The sequence below is a fragment of the Paenibacillus sp. FSL W7-1279 genome, assembly GCF_037969845.1.
Taxonomy (GTDB): Bacteria; Bacillota; Bacilli; order Paenibacillales; family Paenibacillaceae; genus Paenibacillus_AQ.
In genome coordinates this window covers 3,631,828-3,651,248 of the sequence record NZ_CP150215.1, presented here as the reverse complement: position 1 = coordinate 3,651,248, position 19,421 = coordinate 3,631,828, and the positions used below count along the sequence as shown (strand labels likewise).

15 protein-coding genes and 1 pseudogene are annotated in these 19,421 nt (G+C 46.5%); 14 read left to right on the top strand and 2 right to left on the bottom strand.

Annotated features, from left to right (window positions below; genetic code table 11):
- The first annotated feature begins 62 nt into the window (after positions 1 to 62).
- Complete coding sequence (locus MKY82_RS16205; RefSeq protein WP_339296574.1) at positions 63 to 641, top strand: TetR/AcrR family transcriptional regulator; 579 nt, start codon at positions 63 to 65, stop codon at positions 639 to 641.
- A 277-nt stretch (positions 642 to 918) separates the two neighbouring features.
- A complete protein-coding gene (locus MKY82_RS16200) occupies positions 919 to 1,797 on the top strand; it encodes a PhzF family phenazine biosynthesis protein (protein WP_339296573.1) in 879 nt (292 codons plus the stop codon).
- Between the two features lie 359 nt (positions 1,798 to 2,156).
- Here the strand turns inward: MKY82_RS16200 and MKY82_RS16195 are convergent, their stop codons facing one another.
- A complete protein-coding gene (locus MKY82_RS16195) occupies positions 2,157 to 3,101 on the bottom strand; it encodes an AraC family transcriptional regulator (protein WP_339296572.1) in 945 nt (314 codons plus the stop codon).
- A gap of 305 nt (positions 3,102 to 3,406) precedes the next feature.
- Between MKY82_RS16195 and MKY82_RS16190 the strand changes: the two genes are divergently transcribed.
- The gene (locus tag MKY82_RS16190; protein ID WP_194542702.1) at positions 3,407 to 3,625 is read left to right on the top strand and encodes a cation transporter; all 219 of its coding nucleotides are present in this window, start codon (positions 3,407 to 3,409) and stop codon (positions 3,623 to 3,625) included.
- 82 nt (positions 3,626 to 3,707) lie between these two features.
- Positions 3,708 to 5,606 (top strand): heavy metal translocating P-type ATPase, encoded by a 1,899-nt coding sequence (locus MKY82_RS16185; protein ID WP_339296571.1) that lies wholly within the window; start codon positions 3,708 to 3,710, stop codon positions 5,604 to 5,606.
- A gap of 50 nt (positions 5,607 to 5,656) precedes the next feature.
- On the opposite strand, the gene MKY82_RS16180 is transcribed toward MKY82_RS16185, so the two are convergent.
- Positions 5,657 to 6,049: a metalloregulator ArsR/SmtB family transcription factor gene (locus tag MKY82_RS16180; RefSeq protein ID WP_113061825.1), complete on the bottom strand. Its 393-nt coding sequence runs from the start codon at positions 6,047 to 6,049 to the stop codon at positions 5,657 to 5,659.
- A gap of 327 nt (positions 6,050 to 6,376) precedes the next feature.
- Here MKY82_RS16180 and sufC point away from each other — a divergent pair, with 327 nt between their 5' ends.
- From sufC to MKY82_RS16130, 10 genes and pseudogenes are all read left to right on the top strand, one after another.
- Positions 6,377 to 7,204: a Fe-S cluster assembly ATPase SufC gene (gene sufC / locus MKY82_RS16175; protein WP_220685244.1), complete on the top strand. Its 828-nt coding sequence runs from the start codon at positions 6,377 to 6,379 to the stop codon at positions 7,202 to 7,204.
- A 17-nt stretch (positions 7,205 to 7,221) separates the two neighbouring features.
- Positions 7,222 to 8,514 (top strand): Fe-S cluster assembly protein SufD, encoded by a 1,293-nt coding sequence (gene sufD, locus MKY82_RS16170; protein ID WP_220685245.1) that lies wholly within the window; start codon positions 7,222 to 7,224, stop codon positions 8,512 to 8,514.
- Between the two features lie 38 nt (positions 8,515 to 8,552).
- Positions 8,553 to 9,950 (top strand): Fe-S cluster assembly protein SufB, encoded by a 1,398-nt coding sequence (gene sufB, locus MKY82_RS16165; RefSeq protein ID WP_113061828.1) that lies wholly within the window; start codon positions 8,553 to 8,555, stop codon positions 9,948 to 9,950.
- A 63-nt stretch (positions 9,951 to 10,013) separates the two neighbouring features.
- Positions 10,014 to 10,468, top strand: a pseudogene (locus MKY82_RS16160) (2,3-bisphosphoglycerate-dependent phosphoglycerate mutase).
- 180 nt (positions 10,469 to 10,648) lie between these two features.
- Complete coding sequence (locus MKY82_RS16155) at positions 10,649 to 12,049, top strand: MDR family MFS transporter (protein WP_339296570.1); 1,401 nt, start codon at positions 10,649 to 10,651, stop codon at positions 12,047 to 12,049.
- 103 nt (positions 12,050 to 12,152) lie between these two features.
- On the top strand, positions 12,153 to 12,647 hold the full coding sequence (locus MKY82_RS16150; protein WP_336245438.1) for a MarR family transcriptional regulator: 495 nt from the start codon (positions 12,153 to 12,155) through the stop codon (positions 12,645 to 12,647).
- Positions 12,648 to 14,125: 1,478 nt separating this feature from the next.
- Positions 14,126 to 15,727 carry a response regulator gene (locus MKY82_RS16145; protein ID WP_339296569.1) on the top strand — a complete coding sequence of 534 codons (1,602 nt, stop codon included), beginning with the start codon at positions 14,126 to 14,128 and terminating at the stop codon, positions 15,725 to 15,727.
- Complete coding sequence (locus MKY82_RS16140; protein WP_220685249.1) at positions 15,724 to 17,442, top strand: sensor histidine kinase; 1,719 nt, start codon at positions 15,724 to 15,726, stop codon at positions 17,440 to 17,442. Before MKY82_RS16145 ends, MKY82_RS16140 begins: the two co-directional genes overlap by 4 nt.
- Positions 17,443 to 17,538: 96 nt before the next feature.
- Positions 17,539 to 18,495 carry an ABC transporter permease subunit gene (locus MKY82_RS16135; RefSeq protein ID WP_339224117.1) on the top strand — a complete coding sequence of 319 codons (957 nt, stop codon included), beginning with the start codon at positions 17,539 to 17,541 and terminating at the stop codon, positions 18,493 to 18,495.
- A gap of 18 nt (positions 18,496 to 18,513) precedes the next feature.
- On the top strand, positions 18,514 to 19,419 hold the full coding sequence (locus MKY82_RS16130; protein ID WP_194542694.1) for a carbohydrate ABC transporter permease: 906 nt from the start codon (positions 18,514 to 18,516) through the stop codon (positions 19,417 to 19,419).
- Positions 19,420 to 19,421 lie beyond the last annotated feature (2 nt).

Sequence of the window (19,421 nt, the reverse complement as noted above, 5' to 3'; positions counted from 1 at the left end):
ACCCTGTGCGAATGTTGCTATAGCCACAAGAATAATAAATTGTTGGGTTAGAGGTGAAGGATATGGCGACAAAAGCAAGGAATATACGAATGACTCAAACGAAACAATCATTGATTAATGCTTTTTTCAATTTGGCTTCTAAAAAGGATTTTGAAAAAATTACAATAGCGGATATAACAAGGGGAGCGCAGGTTAATCGGGCTACATTCTATGCACACTTTAATGATAAATACGATTTAATCGATTTTATTATGGGGGATTTCGCCTCAGCTTCTATCAAAAACCATACTTCAGGTGTTGTGAAATTCGATCAGGACAGTATATATCAACTCATTTTAGCGGTATCTGATTTCTATCAACAACCGAACATTGAATGTCGCAGCAGCTATGGTGGCTTGGTCTTACCTCAAATGCAAGAAAAAATACTAAATGAATTGAAGGCTTTTTTGTCGAAAAGTTTGAAACAAATGTATAACGATAACGAAAAGAACATATTTGTGCCTATTTTTGCACAAATCATTCATGAAGGTGCCTTGCAATGGGCCAAAGGTAGCGTCACCACGAATAAAGAGGAAGTCGCCAAGAAGATTGCTTTATTTGTAGTAGCTGGATCTCAGTCTTTCGAAGGAGCATTACACTAACGGCCAGCGTAGTGCTAAATATTGTCGTCTTATTTTTCTTTATTAATGATCCAATTAGTTGTACCTACAGATTCTCCGGCTGGATAGTTACAAATTGTTTGAAATGGAAGGCGATTCATATTGAACGTTAAGGATACGGGATGCTATCGAGACGGGTTCCGATTCAAAGAGCAAGAGAGTCCGGTCTGTTCGGAAAACGGCGAGCTTGTGCAAATGTTGAAGGTCGGCATAGCTGTCCGTGGTGTAATGGACCTGATAAGGAGAGGACGAGCGGAACATGAATGTGGAAGTGTATACGTTAAATGCGTTTGCAAAAGGGGAGCGTGGCGGTAATCCAGCAGGCGTTGTCTTGGAAGATGGCCTTTCACTGGATGCTGCCGAAATGCAACTCATAGCGAAGGAATTGGGCTTTTCGGAGACGGCCTTCATGGAAAAATCCTTGCTTGCGGATTACAAAATCCGCTATTTCACCCCCGCCAGCGAAGTTGATCTGTGCGGACACGCCACGATTGCTGCATTTGGACTAATGCATTCGCTAGGTTTGGCAAAGGAAGGGACCTCCTATACGATAGAAACCAAGGCAGGGATTTTGGATGTCGCTATTAGCTCCGAGGGTTTTGTTTATTTGTCACAGGTTTTACCACATTTTCTTGAAAGGATATCCTGTGAGGAAATCGCCCCATCTTTGGGGATGGATGCCGAGGATCTGGAATCCGGGTTGCCCATCCAGATTGTTTCCACGGGGCTGCGGGACATTTTGATTCCGATTCGCAGCAGGAAGCTCTTGAATGAGGTTAAGCCAAATTTTGACGCTATAACCGCCATAAGCGAAAAATATGATGTGGTTGGATATCATCTTTTCACGCTGGATACGCCAGACGATGCTGCTGCGGAGTGCCGGAATTTTGCGCCGCTGTACGATATTCCCGAGGAGAGCGCGACAGGAACATCCAACGGTGCCCTGCTCAGCTATTTGTACCAACATGGCCAACGATCTTTGCGGGAAGTGGAGAACGTCAAGTTCAGGCAAGGGTATTCGATGGATTGTCCTTCTGAAATCAAGGTAGGATTGCGCCTGAGCGATAGCGGTGAAATCAACCAGGTACGGGTTGGCGGTGCTGTGGTTGGCATTGAACGAAGACATATCACGATCTAAGCGGATTCAAAAAGCCTGTTTGCAACCACTGTATCGTAGGGGCAAACAGGCTTTTTATATACATTAGATCTTGTAAAGAGACTGGCGATTGCCCCGACTGGCTTGCTGACTCCCACTTTAGGTCAACAAGCAGCACCCAGGGTTCCCGGCGCTGCTTGTATATTGGATTTTTACGAATAGCTGGGCATGGGTCCTGTAAGGCTCATCGTTCAAAAGGTGTATGACAGGAGGAGAAAGTAAAAACTGCATACGAAGTTCAAATGGGAATTCCATGCCAGTTCGTTGGCAGGTAACATTTGTAAAAAGAATTGAATGGTGCATGTGGCCCATAACTTGTGGCAACCGTCATATTCATTGATTTAATGTTTGCTTCGGTATTCGAGAGGACTCATTTCATAAATCTCTTTAAAAGCAGCTCCGAATTTACTCTGACTTTTGTATCCCACCGCCAGAGCAATATCCCCGATACTTTTTTGAGTCTTATGTAACATAGAAGCTGCCTGCCTGATACGATACTCTTTCATATATGACGCGATGGAGACGCCATATACTCCTTTGAAAGTGGTCTTGAGTACAGTAGGACTGATACAGTATTGCTGTGCTAGTTCTTCAATCGTAAATCTTTGTTCAAGATTTTGGATCATTTTCTTTTTAATCTGTTTGATAATATCAACTCGCTGTCGGGCATAAATGGTCTTTTGTTTCTCGCTGACGACATCAAAATAATAAAGATATATTAAAATCTCGAGTACTTTAAGGCGGAAATAAGTGGTTCTGGCCTCTATAGGAACCGAATACATACCACAGAAGATATGCTGGATCTCTTCCTTTGCTTGAATAAAAAAGCACGCATCGTTTAAAAAAAAGCGATGAGCTATTTCTGGAACATCAATTGGAAAATCAGGCAGATATTCCGATAAGTGTCCTGCAAACTTTTCCAAATCAATCGTAATGTTTATCCCTTTATAGTAACCCAATGGAAGTTCAATACATTGACTGTGGTTGCTCATTGTGTTCATGAACAGATCACCTTCGCCTATATATTGCAGGCACCCGTCGTTCATTTTACACTCGGCTCGTCCTTCTTTACAGTGATTTAATTCCAGTATGTTGCGCTTGGAGTGAATGGTTGGTATATACCGACTCGTCTGAAAGTTTAAGCTAATCACTTCAACACCAGGCATTACAGCATGAACGGAGGCAGTACCTTGCCCATGCTTAGGATCCAACTGGTAAACATTATGATCTTGGTTCCGTGCTACAATCGTTCCTGTACTGATATGTGAAAGAGCAAATTCCTCCATAGGTTTGTTTCTCCCCCGATTTAATTTCTATTTTCACCATCTTAATATACACGAATTCAAATTGACAAATTCCAAGAAACCTGGGCTTCAATCAGAAATCAACCGGTTCGTGTGAGTTCGTTCACACCCAATATCGATAGAGTTATTCCATTCCGTCGAACTTTTAGTCCAAACGGATTCACTTTCCAAATTCTATTGAAAAAAATAATGAAGAGGATCATACTTTTAATCAATCAAACGATCATTTGATTGATGTATCGTTTGATTGAATGGAAAAAGTTTGATATTTGAAGGGAGTAGTTTTTATGAAAAAGACCTATAAGCTGAGAAATCTGGATTGTGCGAATTGTGCAGCGAAGATCGAAAATGGTATTCGCAAGTTGACTGATGTTACTGAGGTTAAAGTTAACTTTATGGGACAAAGGATGATTTTGGAGGCTCCAGAGGATAAATTCAACGCCGTTCTTGAAGAATCCAAGAAGATCATAAAAAAACTCGAACCGGATGTATCCATTGATGCTTAGGTAGAGAAATTGCGCTATTTGAGACAGCAGTGGTTGTGATAAATACAGCCGCTGCATTTTCAAATAGGAGGAGGAGAGAGACATGTCAAAAAAGGAAGTAAAACAGTTAGTACGTATCCTTATTGCATCTGTTGGTTTCGTAGCGGCACTACTGCTAAAGTTAGAGGGCATCGCTGAATTCCTGCTATATTTCGCCACATATCTCATCGTTGGAGGAGACATCATTTGGAAAGCGGTGAGAAACATTTCGCGAGGACAAGTCTTCGACGAGAACTTCTTGATGTCAGTGGCCACGATCGGAGCATTTTGTCTTGGTGAGTATTCGGAAGGTATTGCCGTTATGCTGTTTTATCAGGTGGGCGAACTGTTCCAATCCTATGCCGTTTCAAAATCCCGCAGGTCCATCTCCGAACTGATGGATATTCGTCCCGACTATGCCAATGTGCTTAGAAATGGGGAAATGATACAGGTCGACCCAGAAGAAGTACAAGTTAATGAAATCGTTGTTGTGAAGCCTGGCGAGCGAATTCCTCTGGATGGAGTTGTTACAGACGGTTTTTCCGCAATCGATACTTCAGCTCTTACGGGTGAGTCAGTTCCGCGGGAAGTACATGCTGGAGAACATGTGATTAGCGGCTGCATCAACCAAACCGGTAAACTGACCATTCAAGTGAACAAAGTATACAGCCAGTCCACGGTAGCAAAAATACTGGAGCTGGTTGAGAATTCTTCCGACAAAAAGAGCAAAAGTGAAAACTTTATTACAAAATTCGCTCGATATTATACCCCGATCGTTGTTTTCGCGGCGGTCATTTTGGCCACCATTCCACCGCTTATCACGGGTCAGTCATTCGGTATGTGGGTTGAACGAGCGCTGACCTTCCTTGTCATTTCCTGTCCCTGTGCTTTGGTTATCTCGGTACCTCTCAGCTTTTTCGGCGGAATCGGCGGGGCATCCAAATCCGGCGTTTTGGTGAAGGGCAGCAACTATCTTGAGGCTTTGGCTAGAACAGAGATGGTCGTATTTGATAAAACCGGTACGCTGACAAAAGGCAGCTTCGTCGTCAGTGAGATGCATTCCGATAAAATGACCGATCAGGAGTTATTGGAATTGGCGGCATATGCGGAGGATTACTCCAACCATCCCATCGCACAGAGCATCAAGAAGACATTTGGCAGAACCATTGATTCCTCCCGCATCAAAGATATCGAAGAAATCGCCGGCCATGGCGTGAAATCTGTGATCGATGGCAAAGTCGTGTTGGCGGGCAACGCCAAGCTCATGAAACGTGAACGTATATTCTACAAAGATAAGAAACTTGTAGGTACCGTAGTTCATCTGGCTGTAAACAATGAGTACATGGGATATATCCTCATTGAGGATGAAATTAAGGAGGACGCCCCGCACGCTATCGCAGCTTTGAGATCGGCAGGAATCAAGCAGACCGTCATGCTGACCGGTGATGCCGATGCCGTAGGGAAAAAGGTTGCCGCTACGCTCAAATTGGACAAAGCATATACTGAACTATTGCCTGCGGATAAAGTTGAACGAATGGAAGAATTAATGAAGGAGAAGAGCACCCACGGAAAACTGGCCTTTGTCGGTGACGGCATCAATGACGCACCCGTTCTTGCTCGCGCCGATATCGGCATAGCCATGGGCGGCTTGGGTTCCGATGCGGCGATCGAAGCTGCGGATGTTGTGATCATGACCGATGAGCCATCCAAAATCGCCACAGTGATGAAGATAAGCAAAAAGACGCTCCGTATCGTCAAACAAAACATCATTTTTGCTCTGGGTGTCAAAGGCATTGTACTGGTTCTGGGAGCTCTTGGCATTACAACCATGTGGGGAGCCGTATTCGCTGATGTTGGAGTATCCGTCATTGCAATTATCAACGCAATCCGAGCACTCAACGTTAAAAAACTCAATACGCGAAAAACAGCAGTCCGAGAACAAGATGAAAGAGTGCTGGCTTAATGTCGAGGGGGGTGTTATCGGATAAATTCCGTGAGTAACACGCCTCCTTTTTATCGATTGAGGTTGTGATCTGCAAGTCCTTTTTTCGGACAAGTCATTTGAAAAAAATCATCGATCATTTGATGAACCAAACGTGCCCTTTCATTGTCGGCAAGAGAATAATAAACTTCTTTCCCCGCACGTCTGCTTTTGATGAGACCATGGAGCTTCAGCAATTTCAAGTGATGAGAAACAGACGCGGCACTCATGCCAAGAGCGGCCGAAATATTGTTTCCACACTCCTCGCAATGACAGAGTAACCAAAGGATTCGCAAACGTGAGCCATCGCATAGCTGTTGAAAGACAGTGGCTCCGTCCAGAAAATATTCCACATCTGGCATTTGCTTTAAAGCATGGCTTAAATCTTGTCCATGGTCGTGAAGTATTTCCTTATCTTTTTTCATGGATACTCCTTCAATTAACTCAGTTTTCATTTGATGAAACCATCATGTTGCTCATTCTATTTTAGCCTATGCATTACCTGATATCTAGTCAAGGAACCCGGGACTTTTGCTTTCCATGACCGGTATCTCCACGGTATTTTCTCAAATTATTGTTGACAATGAGAATCATTATCACTTATTATGTTTACTAGTAAACAAAATAGAGATGATTGGAGATGACCACCGAGATTTAGAAAAGTGAAAATACGTTGATATGGACAAGTATCTGATCGGTAGTTTTTGTAAGAATACGATTGAAAGATGCATACGAAAAGGAGTGGCGATGAAATGACAGTGAGACTTGCGATTGAACAATTGAAGGCGGCAGTAGAAGGGAAAGAAATCTTGAAAGGTCTGAGCCTTACGGTAAATGGCGGAGAAATTCATGTCGTGATGGGACCGAATGGAACAGGGAAGAGTACATTGGCCTCGGCTTTGATGGGGCACCCCAAGTATGAAGTAACGGAGGGGATTGTTACGCTGAACGGAGAAGATCTGTTAGAGATGGAAGTGGATGAAAGGGCACGCGCGGGATTGTTTCTGGCCATGCAATATCCGAGTGAGATCACGGGGGTAACAAATTCCGATTTCATGCGTAGTGCGATCAATGTAAAGCGTGAAGAAGGCCAGGAAATCTCGTTGATCAAATTTGTGCGGATGATGGAAGCAAGCATGCAGACGCTGGAGATGAATCCGGAATTTATGCATCGTTACTTGAACGAGGGCTTTTCCGGAGGGGAGAAAAAGCGAAATGAAATTTTGCAAATGATGATGCTTGAGCCTTCTATGGTCATTCTGGATGAAATCGACTCCGGTCTGGATATTGATGCATTGCGCATCGTTGCTGAAGGGGTCAATGCTTTACGCAGTGCAGACCGCGGATTTTTAATTATTACGCACTATCAGCGCCTGCTTAATTATATCAAGCCTGACTTCGTACACGTGATGATGCAAGGAACCATCGTAAAGTCCGGGGGGCCCGAATTAGCGGAGCGGTTAGAAGCCGACGGATATGAGTGGATCAAAGAAGAGCTGGGTATTACAGAGGAAGCTGCGGCGCCGGACGAAGAAGAGTCGTTTCAAATTCCGATGCAAACCAAATCACCGCGTATCTGAAAGGGGAGAGCCGTAACATGACAATGTACAGTGCAGAGAACCAGGGTTCAGGGCAACTACCATATGAAGCGGAACCGGATTGGCTGACCATCTTGAGGAAGAGAGGATTGGATGCCGCCGGCAACTTGCAGCTGCCCAAGCTTGAAAAGACGAATCTGCAGCGTTGGCCTTTACAGCAGCAAGGTATTTGCCGTATGCCAGAGCTGGCGATGTCTCTAGATGAACTGCCGAAATCCATAAAAAAATGGGTGTATTCGGACAATCTGCTGGTACAGCGGAATTCAGGCCCATTAATCAAGCACCTGTCAGAAGGGTTACAGAAGCAAGGAATGATTCTGACCGATTTGGAAACAGCGGCACAGCAGTATCCGGAACTTGTAAAGCCTTATTTCATGCAAGCCGTGCGGACAGAAGAGAATCTTCTTACGGCGCAGCATGCCGCGCACTGGAGGGGCGGAGCTTTTATTTACATTCCTGAGGGGGTACATGTAGAGACCCCGCTGCAGACGCTATTTTATGTAGACGAATCCGATACGCTCTTTATGCCGCATGTTTTAGTGATAGCCGAGGATCACAGTTCCGTAACGCTGGTGGAGAATACAATGTCCTCACTAGATAAGAGTGTGGCGGTGAATCAAGCCATTATGGAAGTATTCGTAGGCGAAGGTGCAACCGTCAATGTGGTGTCATTGCACCAACTGGAAAGAGACTCGATCGACCTGACTTATCGGCGTGCAATCGTTGAACAAGACGGAAGAGTGAACTGGTTGATTGGCGAAATGAACTGGGGCAAGTCGATGAGCGATACAGCATCGGTACTCAAAGGCGAAGGGGCTGGTTCGGATATAAAGTCAATCCTGGTGGGATCCGGCAGTCAGACGATGAATATCACAGCCCGGACGGTTCATTTTGGTAAGAATTCTCCAAGCGATATGGTAATCAGGGGGGTGATGAGAGAGCAGTCAACGGCGATATTGAATGGAATCACCAAAATTGAGAAGGGGGCAAGCGGGGCGAACGGTCAGCAGACAGAAAAAATATTGATGCTGCATCCCGAAGCGCGCGGCGACGCCAATCCGATCCTGTTGATTGATGAAGACGATGTGAAAGCCGGTCACGCCGCCAGTGTCGGACAAGTCAATTCGGAACAACTGTATTATATGATGTCCAGAGGCATAAGCCGCGTAGAAGCCGAGCGGTTAATCGTGTATGGTTTCCTCGCTCCCGTCGTGGCCGAAGTACCGCTGGAAGGTGTAGCCACTCAGATGCAAGCGCTGGTAGAACAAAAGCTGGGGCAAATCAAGGAATAGATCGAGCAAGCATATCTGAATAAGGAGGATGACAACATATGGCCAAGGAAATGGTGGAGCTGGGAGAATATCAGTATGGCTTCAAAGATGCGCATCAAGCGGTGTTTCAATCCGGCAAGGGACTAACTCGTGAGATTGTTGCCACCATATCGGAGATGAAGGGTGAACCCGGCTGGATGCTCGACTTTCGACTGAAGTCGCTAGATTTGTTTCAAAGTATGCCGATGCCTGCATGGGGCGGCGATCTGCGAGCACTGGATTTCAATGATATCCAATATTATGTCAAGCCTTCCGAGAAGCAGGGAAAAACCTGGGAGGAAGTGCCGATTGAGATTAAGCAAACCTTTGACAAGCTTGGTATACCGGAAGCGGAGCAGAAGTTTCTTGCCGGAGTGTCGGCCCAGTATGAATCCGAAGTCGTCTATCACAGCATCCAGAAAGAACTGGAGGAACAAGGGGTCATCTTCACAGACACGGATACGGCTCTTCGCGAGCACCCGGATCTGCTGCGCCAATATTTTGGCACCATTATTCCCCCGAGCGATAATAAATTTGCTGCACTTAACAGTGCGGTATGGTCAGGAGGAAGCTTTGTCTATGTCCCGAAAGGGATAAAATGCGAGGTCCCTTTGCAAGCTTATTTCCGCATCAATTCGGAGAACATGGGACAATTTGAAAGGACACTCATTATTACAGAAGAAGACAGCTTTGTGCATTATGTAGAAGGCTGCACGGCACCGATTTACAGCACGAACTCGCTCCATAGTGCCGTTGTGGAAATTATCTGTAAGAGAAATTCCCGTGCGCGATATACAACCATTCAAAATTGGGCTCCCAACATTTATAACATGGTGACAAAGCGGGCGGTAGCCGAAGAAAACGCAACAATGGAATGGGTGGACGGCAATATTGGCTCCAAGCTAACGATGAAATACCCTTCCGTATTGTTAAAAGGACGTGGCGCCAAAGGTTCTGTGCTCTCGATTGCGGTCGCCGGCAAAGGACAGCATCAAGACGCCGGGGCTAAAATGATTCACCTGGCTCCGGATACAACATCGACTATCATATCGAAATCAATCAGCAAGCACGGTGGTAAAGTCACGTACCGCGGTCTGGCTTCTTTCGGACGAAAAGCTTCCGGAGCTAAGTCGAACATCAAATGCGACACGCTCATTCTCGATAATGAGTCCACGTCAGATACGATCCCCTATAACGAGATCATGAACGACAATGTCACGCTTGAACACGAAGCGACCGTCTCCAAGGTATCCGAGGACCAGCTCTTCTACTTGATGAGCCGCGGCCTGTCCGAAGACGAAGCGACCCAGATGATTGTAATGGGTTTCATCGAGCCGTTCACGAAAGAACTGCCCATGGAATATGCGGTTGAGATGAACAGACTCATCAAGCTGGAGATGGAAGGCAGTATAGGGTAAGTTCTATCATCTGTCCAGAATTATGGGGTTCCAACCGAGTTCATCAGGAAGGATGGGAGACAGATGCATAAATTGGTTTTGATTAGACATGGAGAAAGTCTGTGGAACAAAGCGAATTTATTTACAGGCTGGATGGATGTAAACTTGTCGGATAAAGGAATTCAAGAGGCTTTACATGCCGGCAGATTACTTAAGGAAGAACAGTTCGTATTACGGAAAGCCTCAAGGAAACGGTTGTTCGGGTTAGGGATTATTGGGATAAGGAAATTGCACCGCAGATCAAATCGGGTAAAAATGTCATTATCGCCGCACATGGCAATAGTCTACGGGCATTAATCATGTTTCTGGAAAAAATCAGCTCAAAAGAGATTATTGATTTGAACGTACCAACGGGTATTCCGCTTGTATATAATCTTGATGACCGACTACATCCGGTTCAGAGATATTATCTAGGAAGCGAGAAGCATATCAAAAGTAAGATCAATCAGGTTGCCGAGCCAGATAAGATTATGGAATAAGGGCAAGAATTGGATTGAAACTGTCGCTGACGCGTGTGGGTCTATTATTTTAGTTAACTAGTAAACAATGTAAGTGGAGGGGCGGTGGAACCTGCTATGAAACAAACGAATGTAATGAACACGCAAGAGCAACAAACTCAGCAGCCCCTAAAGCTTATACCATTAATTGTAGCGATTTTCATGGGAAACTTCCTTTCGCTGTTGAATAGCAATACGATTAATATAGCTCTGCCGGTCTTGCAAAAAGAATTTGCAACCAACTTAAGCGTCGTGCAATGGACATTGACAGGCTTTATGTTGGCGCTTGGCACGTTCGCGCCTACAGCTGGCTATTTCGGCGAACGCTTCAGTTACAAGCGATTGTATATTTTCGCCTTATTCGGCGTGACGGTTGCCTCTGTTCTGTGTGCCTTGTCTTGGAACGCGCCGATGCTGATCACATTTCGCATAATTCAGGGTGCATTCTGCGGTATTATTGTGCCCGCGTCGATGACTATGATATTCCAGATCATACCGAGACACCAACAGTCTGTCGCCATGAGTATCTGGATTGCCTCTTCGATCGTGGCGCCAGCCATTGGACCTAGTTATGCAGGTTGGCTTATCCAGCACGGATCCTGGACATGGATTTTCTGGACCAATGTACCGCTCGGGTTGCTTGCAATCGTTGTTGCCGTTTTCTTCATTCCTTACTATCGTCTGAAAGTCCCGAAGGGTTTCGATGTATGGGGGCTTCTGACAGTGATCGCTGCAAGCTCACTGCTGCTAATCACGTTGTCGCAAGGCTCAGTTTGGGGATGGGGATCGGCCAATACGCTGCTTTGTCTGGGAGGCGGACTGTTGGCGCTTGCGCTGTTTCTCTGGCGTGAGATGTCCATCGAGTCGCCACTACTACAGCTCAAAGTATTTCTGAACCGGCGCTTCACGTTGACGGTCATATTGTTGTGTATCGTAATGATCAACTTTTTTTCGGGCATGCTCCTCGTTCCCGTCTACCTGCAAAATGTTCAGGGACATTCGCCGCTTGATACAGGGATCATTCTGTTACCTTCTACACTAGCCATGGCTATTATGTCCTTGGTTGTCGGTAGACTGTATAAAGTGGTTGGCCCCAAGCCACTACTATTTGTTGGTGTACTGTTGATGATCGTAGGAAATCTGCCGCTGGCGTGGCTTCAAGTCGACAGCTCATCTGCTTATACGCTCTTATGGATGACGATCCGCAGTTTAGGTTTGGCTCTAGTGCTGATGCCTGCGACGACGGCTGGGATGGAGGAGATTACCCACGAGTACATCGGCCATGCCTCCTCCATTCAGAACTGGCTTCGGAATGTATTCGTATCGTTCGGTGTAGCTCTTTTCACCACGCTGCTATCTTCACGTACTGCAGATCACGCCGCTAGGTTGAAAGAGGACGCCGGACCGAACTTGGTCCACCTGTCCACCACGATGGGCATCAACGATTTGAACATTTTATCAACGCTTATTGTCGTTCTGGCTCTACCATTTGTTTTTGCAATTCGCTCAAAGCGGAAGAAGGAACGGGCAATGGACGGTGCTTTGAGCGATCCCTTACGATAAACATCTCGTATCTTTGGTAGAGGAACGTTGCTCTCCGGTATTGGAACATGATACGATTGTTTCTCGGTTAAGTATAATTTTTTTGTGTTACGAAAGGTGCGAGATGATGAATACATTGGAGACGATCAAATGGCTGGTCCATGATCAGGTTGTTCATTTTGTGCATCTGAGCGAGCAAAGGATCGAATCGGAGCAGGACAAGATTTTTCGTTATGCGCAGGAGCAGCAATTGGAGTCGATCCCGCGTCATTTGACTAGCGTGCACGTGATCGACTGTATCGGCAACAACGAGCCGATCAACAATACGACGCTTGCAGAGAAGATGAACTTGTCCAAGGCCGGAATTACCAAAATCAGCGGGAAGCTGTTGGAGGAAGGTTATATCCATCGAAGGCAACTGAATGATAATAAGAAGGAAGTCTACTTCAGTCTGACGGTGAAGGGAAAACAAGTTTTTGAGCTCCATAAACAGCTTCACAAGCTGGAGGAAAAGAGGTTTATGCAGTTGCTTGATTCGTTTAAGGAAGCGGAATTACACGTTATTCTGCGATTTTTGCAAAGTGTATCCACGCATTGGGCTAAGGAAGAACCGGAGTAAGCGAGCGGCCTGATGTTGGTGTCGGGTGACAAAAGAGCAATTACCGACGATGTGGATCGTCTTGTTGAGTTTTATAAAAAATCATGGGTGTTTCGGCGGAACGTCCCGTGGCTGCCTTGGCCGAACTCGTTGTGCCATCGTGATCGGTCACTCCCAGCCGGTGACCGAGGAAGCGATCAAACGTTTCAGCGGTAGGGAGGACTCATGGAGACATAACCGAACACCATCCCACAGAATAAATGACGTTTAACAAAATCATCAAGTTGAATTAATTGACCTGAACATAACGCACCTTACAACAACAGCAGCCAATTACTTACCGGCTGCTGTTGTAAAAATATGCACCATTTAGGTTATAACAGTTGCAGTTTTATAGTAAACTGGTGTAAAAATGTCGGAGGTTATGAACTTGTACCTATTACCGTAATGGACAAGAACTTGGTCCGATTACCGATTTAACACATAACTAATTAAATTTCGATGGCTATTTCATTAAGCTAACGGGCAAGAATAGCGCCCTTTTTATTCCATCAAAAGTACATTTGTCAGGAATGCGTGTCAGAAATCATGGGTATCGTAAATGAGGTGAACGTGGCCAAAGAGTAGGAGACTTGGTTGTTAAAGCGCAAGGCCAAAAGGATCTCCAATTGGGAGATCCTTTTATCCCACTTGTTAAATTATAACTACTGGTTGGCCTAATAAGATTGTATTTCAGACATTACTGTTTTTAATCTGCCTAGACTATCAATTTTAAATAGTTTTTCTCTAAAAGAAATAAACTCATTAGCCGCCTACAAGTAGAAGAGGGCAAAATTGTGTCAATAATGAGGGTAACTTTGTGTCAACTGTCGGGGGACAAGAACATGGTCCCATGGAAAGTCGCTAATTTAGCGGCTTTTTTGTTTTATCGGTACAAGTTCTTGTCCCGAGTCGAGGCCTTCTGTATCCAACTTCCCTCCCCGTGTAAATTCGATTTGGCTTTTTTAAGTGTTCGACCTGCGCTTTCAGGCAAGCGTTCTCTTCTTCAACGCTGCTAAAATGCTTTTTATTCCAGCGTCCACGCTAATCCTCAAAGGTTTCTCCATTCTGAAACTTACAGACCCAAGTGAGAATTTGAGATTCACTTTTAGTCCCAAACTTCTCCTCCATAATCATGGAGTAGCGCCTGGTTTCATTTGAATCTCAAACATACAGCTTCCTTATTGACTTCTTCGCTATAACCCGTCAGCTTTTGCCCTTTCTTTGGTACATCAAAAATCCCCTCCGGTCTACAGTTATAAGTTCATCATATCATGAACTTTTTTTTTACTGTCTACCATAAAAGGGATAATACCATTGCCAAATGGCGGGAGGCTTCTTGCTTTAAACAGGGGAGTTTTACACTTTTTAACCGCTTTCATTTGTGCTAGACTACGATACAACCAAGCAGGGCAAGGTCCCCGGGAGAACACGGAGCACGGAGAGGAAGGGTGGTTAATATGTGGAAAATGCTAGTTGTGGACGACGATAAATTCGAGCGGGACGGCGTTAAGTTCCTGGTTGATAAATACGGCCTGCAGTTGGAACTCATAGAAGCGGACAGCGGCGAAGAAGCGCTTGTTTACCTCGAGGAGCATGAGATCGACATTTTATTTACCGACATTCGGATGAATGGGATGGACGGTCTGGAACTGGCGGAACAGGTCAGAGCGATGGGCAGGCCGATCAAAGTCGTTTTCATGAGTGCCTATGGTGAATTCGAGTATGCGCAGCGGGCGATCGATTTGAACGCGATTCGCTATATTTTAAAACCGGTGGAGGTTAGCGAGTTTCTAAAGGTGATCTCCCAAGTCATTCTTTTGTGCGAGGAAGAACGGCAAGACAGGAATCGGCGCGATAAGTTGGAAGCGGCCTACAGCCGTGATATTCGCTATGAAAAGCAGAAAAGAGTTACGGAGCTTATTCACGGTAAAATCGGCGAGGACGCAGCAGCGTGTTATCCAGCACCGCAGGTAACGGCCATTCCTTTTGTCGGCGGAGACAAGGCCGTGCATATGATCATGCTGGATACGCGCAGCCGCTTTTTCGATTTGCACGACCTGGAGTTGGAACGCGGCTTGAAAGACTTGATCGCTGTCCCTTTTGAACTGGTGCATCTGAACGAGTTTCAAAGTTTGCTGCTGGTAGCGGACAAGGAAGAAAATACGCCCGCCGAAGACGGAGAAGGGGCTATCGATTCTGTCGGTCTGCGTCGGCTTGGCGAGTCTTTAGTCCGTTGGTTTCGGGACGCGCATGAGAGGGAGATAACGGTCGTTCTCGGCGGTTTGCTGGACGGGAAGGTCCCGTTTGACGAGCGGTTCAGCGAAATGGAAGAGGTTTTGGAAACGAAGTTTTTCTACGATGAGGGCGTCGTGCTGCCGACTGTAAAACCGGCTTCGGAGACGGAGAACGGCAATGAAATGTATGATATCGAGAAGGCGCTTTCAGTCTTGTCGGAACATATTCATCGAGGCAGGTACGACTTGGCAAAGCCGCGACTTGCAGGATTAATCGACGAGATGCAGAACAGTGACCGCTACCCGGTGATGTACATCAAATATGTTTGTGTGGAAATCGTCAAAACGCTATTTGACGCTTCATCCCGTAAGGAGCCGAACCGCTTCAAGCAGCATCTCGATCTCATCTACAAGACGGCCAAACTGAGTGATTTAAAGGCCATTATGCTCAGCGTTGTGGAGGGAAGCGAGCCGGAGGAAGGTGCCGGCGCTTCCGACTCCGCGCGCAAAGCGATCGAGGACGTAGTCCATATGATCGAAAGCGAGTACGGCACCGATCTGTCGCTCGATTCGTTGGCGGAACGGGTCTATTTGTCGCCCAGTTATTTAAGCCATCTGTTCAGCCGGCATAAAGGCATCAGCATCAACAAATATATGACCCAGTACCGGATGGAGCGAGCGCGCCAATTGCTGTTGACGACTAATCGCAAAATCGTCCAAATCAGCCGCGATGTCGGCTATGCCAACGTGCCGTACTTCAGTTCGCTGTTTAAGGCGCATTATGGCCGAACGCCAACGCAGTACCGAGAAGGAGCCGGTACATGAGAAGGATGGTCGACGGTCTGTTCAATCGGTTACGTTTTAATCAAAAGCTGTTTCTTTCCTACTTAACAGTCATTATTATCCCGATCCTTATGCTGGGTCTGTATGCCTTCCGACAATCGGAGGAAATGCTGCGCATTCAAGCGACGCAGAGTATTGAAAAAAATTTGACGGCCATCTCGCAATCTCTCAACGGCACGCTGGAGCAGTACGACCATACGATTCGCTCGGTTGTGTATAACAAGACGTTTCAGCGGATTGTCGCAAATGACTACATCGATCTCGTCAATTTGTCGCGAGATTTGAATGAGTATTTGACGCCTTATTTCAATATGATGATGACGCTCAACAGCGATATTAAGCAGGTCACTTTTTATACACAGAGCGATGTTCCCGAATACGGCTTGTCCGTGCAGTCGCATGAGCGTGTGAAGGACAAGAGTTGGTACCACAAGACGATTGTGGGCAGCGGTAATCAGTGGTCGATGAATGAGAGCGGTGATTTGTTCGTGGCAGGACCGTTCCCGCGATTTTTCTCGGATAGCGACACCAATGTGCTCTTCATGGAAATCAATAGCGACGGCCTGTTTAAAAATATCACCAGTTTAGCAAAAGGGTATGACGTCGTCATCGCGGATCGAAACGGTACACTGCTCTACGCAAATTCCGATGCGGCGGCGAGCCGAGCTGCAGAGTTTACGAAAGTTAAGGATCGGCCGGATTCGGTGATCGACGCCAGCGGTGAACGGCTATACACGGTGGCGAAGACGATTGCGCAGACGGGATGGACGATCCGCTGTTTCGTTCCGGCGAAGCAGATGTCCCTCAATGCGGACTCGATCTTGAACGCGACGCTTATCGTCATCGGTTCCTGCATTGCCTTCTTGCTCATCATCATCTCGATCTTTTCCCGCACGATGATCAGACGGATATACAAGTTGAACGCGCTGATGCGGCGCGTGGAGAACGGGGAGTTGTCGCTCCAAGTTCAAAGCGCGTCGCGCGACGAAATCGGCGAACTGACGAACCGGTTCGGCAATATGATTGTACGGCTCAATGCGCTGGTGAAAGAAGCCTATACGAACAAAATTGTGCAGAAGGAGGCGGAGCTGAAGGCGCTTCAATCGCAAATCAATCCGCATTTTTTGTATAATACGCTCTCTTTCATCAATTGGGAAGCGGTCAAAAGCGAACAGCATAAAATCAGCCATGTCGTGACAGCCTTATCGCGGTTTTACCGCACGTCGCTGAACAAGGGGGATAACATTATTCCGGTGCGGGACGAATTGGACAACATTAAATCGTATCTCGATATTATGCTGATGATGAGCGATTACGAATTCGACGTTTACTATGACATCGATGAAGAGGTGTACGGCTACCGGATGCTGAATCTTATTTTGCAGCCGATTGCAGAGAACGCGGTGAAGCATGGCATCAACCAGAAGAAAGGCGGACGGGGATGGCTTAAAATCAGCGCGAAGCGAATGTCCCAGGTAATCGTGTTCACCGTCGAGGACAACGGTCCGGGTATGGATGAGGAAACGATAAGGCGACTGCTGCTTCAGCAATCTTCCGGCTACGGATTAAAAAATGTCAATGAACGGCTGAAGCTGTTTTTCGGCGCGGACAGCGGGATCGGGATTGAAAGCAATCCCGGCAGAGGAACGGCGATGAGCGTGACGATCCCACCTTATAACAATGCCATAAAAAAGTGAAGTATTTCGAAAATATTTAATAATTCTTTTTCGTAGCGGCCATGCTATCCTGTTATCAATCCAATGTATGCGCATACAAAATAGGAGGGAACAGCGATGGAGGAGACGGCTCCGCCGGCGCGGAGCGGCTATGAACAAAAGAGCAAGAAGGGCACATGGCGCAAAGTGAAACAATACCGTGTCCTGCTGCTTATGCTAGTACCGGGTATGCTTTACTATCTTGTTTTTCATTATTTGCCGATGTACGGCGTCATCTTGGCGTTTAAAGATTTTAAAATTACGCGAGGTATTATAGACAGTCCTTGGGTGGGATTTGAGGTTTTCGAAAAAGTGTTTGCGGACGGCTATTTTTATACCGTTCTGCAAAATACGCTGGTTATTAGCGTATACAAACTAGTTTTCGGGTTTCCCGTACCGATCTTTTTCGCCCTGCTGCTAAGCGAGATTTCCAGCATGCGATTCAAAAAAGTCGTGCAAACGGTTTCGTATTTGCCGCATTTTATATCCTGGGTTGTTTTGGCGGGCATTTTTTTCACGATGTTCTCTCTGGAAGGACCAATTAATACGGTGATGCAATGGTTCGGCATGGAACCGATATTGTATCTGGCAGATGACCGATATTTTCGAACGATTTTGGTCGTGACGAGCATTTTTCAAGGGTTCGGCTGGGGCTCCATCATTTATTTTGCGGCCATTTCCGGCATCGACCCGCAAATGTACGAAGCTGCCGTCATCGACGGTGCGGGACGGTTCAAACGAATGTTCTACATCTCAATCCCGATGCTGGCGCCGGTTATTGCGATTATGCTCATTTTGTCGATGTCTGGTATTTTGGATGCGGGCTTCGATCAGATATTCAACATGTATAATCCGAGAGTAATGGAAGTTTCGGACATTATCGACACGTATGTGTACCGCAAAGGGTTGGTTGAGATGAACTACAGCTATGCGACAGCGGTGGGGTTGTTCAAGTCGCTTGTAGCCCTCATTCTGATTATCAGTGTCAACCGGATCGTAAAGCTGGTGGGGGGACGGGATCATGCGTTATGGTAGCGGCAAGACGCGCAGGGGGTGTTTGACATCATTCAAGTAAAAAAATCGGCCGGCGACAAAATCGTGGATGGCGTTCTCTATATCGCCGCGGCGATCATTATGCTGGCAACCATCTATCCGTTTTGGACGCAAATCGTCATTTCGCTCGACGGTACGGGGGCGGACGGTGCAGCTTATGCCTCGGGCTTTATTTTGCTGCCGGAGCAGTTGTCCTTCGAAAGCTACAAGCTGGCATTCAAGTTCGATGCGCTGTGGCAAGGGTATTGGAATACAATCGTCCGTACCGTTATCGGTGTCATATTGGCGGTGCTGCTCACTTCCATCACTGCCTATCCGCTGGCCAAGAGGGATCTGCCCTGGAATCGCGTATTTACGGGTATTATTCTGTTCACGATGCTGTTTGGCGGAGGTACGATTCCAAACTACTTGCTGATCAAGGAATTGGGGATGTACAACACGATATGGGCGCTTGTCATTCCCGGGATGGTCGGCGCGTTCAATGTGCTTATAATGCGGAATTTCTTTCGGGAGATTCCTGCCGAGGTAGAGGAATCGGCCCGGGTCGACGGAGCGGGCTATCTGCGAATCTACACCCAAATCGTGCTCCCGCTCAGCAAGCCAGTCCTAGCGACGGTTGCGCTTTGGGTCGGCGTAGGGCATTGGAATGCCTGGTTCGACAGCATGATTTATATGTCCGATCCCGACAAGCAGGTGCTGCAAGTCGTGCTGCGCAAAATCGTCATTCAGAACAATATGACCGATATTAGCGCTGTCATGCAACATATCGGCAACCAGACGACCTTTTCGGGCCGGCAGTTGCAGGCGACGGTCATTATGTTCTCGATCATTCCGATGGTGATTGTATATCCGTTTATTCAAAAATACTTTGTCAAAGGTGTCATGGTCGGCGCAGTTAAAGGGTGATT

Bases quoted from the DNA above. Each gene is read 5' to 3' on its own strand.
- MKY82_RS16195 (WP_339296572.1), bottom strand. From the start codon at position 3,101: ATGGAGGAATTTGCTCTTTCACATATCAGTACAGGAACGATTGTAGCA.
- MKY82_RS16145 (WP_339296569.1), top strand. From the start codon at position 14,126: ATGTGGAAAATGCTAGTTGTGGACGACGATAAATTCGAGCGGGACGGC.
- MKY82_RS16140 (WP_220685249.1), top strand. From the start codon at position 15,724: ATGAGAAGGATGGTCGACGGTCTGTTCAATCGGTTACGTTTTAATCAA.
- MKY82_RS16200 (WP_339296573.1), top strand. From the start codon at position 919: ATGAATGTGGAAGTGTATACGTTAAATGCGTTTGCAAAAGGGGAGCGT.
- MKY82_RS16190 (WP_194542702.1), top strand. From the start codon at position 3,407: ATGAAAAAGACCTATAAGCTGAGAAATCTGGATTGTGCGAATTGTGCA.
- MKY82_RS16150 (WP_336245438.1), top strand. From the start codon at position 12,153: ATGATGAATACATTGGAGACGATCAAATGGCTGGTCCATGATCAGGTT.
- MKY82_RS16185 (WP_339296571.1), top strand. From the start codon at position 3,708: ATGTCAAAAAAGGAAGTAAAACAGTTAGTACGTATCCTTATTGCATCT.
- sufC (WP_220685244.1), top strand. From the start codon at position 6,377: ATGACAGTGAGACTTGCGATTGAACAATTGAAGGCGGCAGTAGAAGGG.
- MKY82_RS16135 (WP_339224117.1), top strand. From the start codon at position 17,539: ATGGAGGAGACGGCTCCGCCGGCGCGGAGCGGCTATGAACAAAAGAGC.
- sufD (WP_220685245.1), top strand. From the start codon at position 7,222: ATGACAATGTACAGTGCAGAGAACCAGGGTTCAGGGCAACTACCATAT.
- MKY82_RS16205 (WP_339296574.1), top strand. From the start codon at position 63: ATGGCGACAAAAGCAAGGAATATACGAATGACTCAAACGAAACAATCA.
- MKY82_RS16180 (WP_113061825.1), bottom strand. From the start codon at position 6,049: ATGAAAAAAGATAAGGAAATACTTCACGACCATGGACAAGATTTAAGC.
- MKY82_RS16155 (WP_339296570.1), top strand. From the start codon at position 10,649: ATGGGAAACTTCCTTTCGCTGTTGAATAGCAATACGATTAATATAGCT.
- sufB (WP_113061828.1), top strand. From the start codon at position 8,553: ATGGCCAAGGAAATGGTGGAGCTGGGAGAATATCAGTATGGCTTCAAA.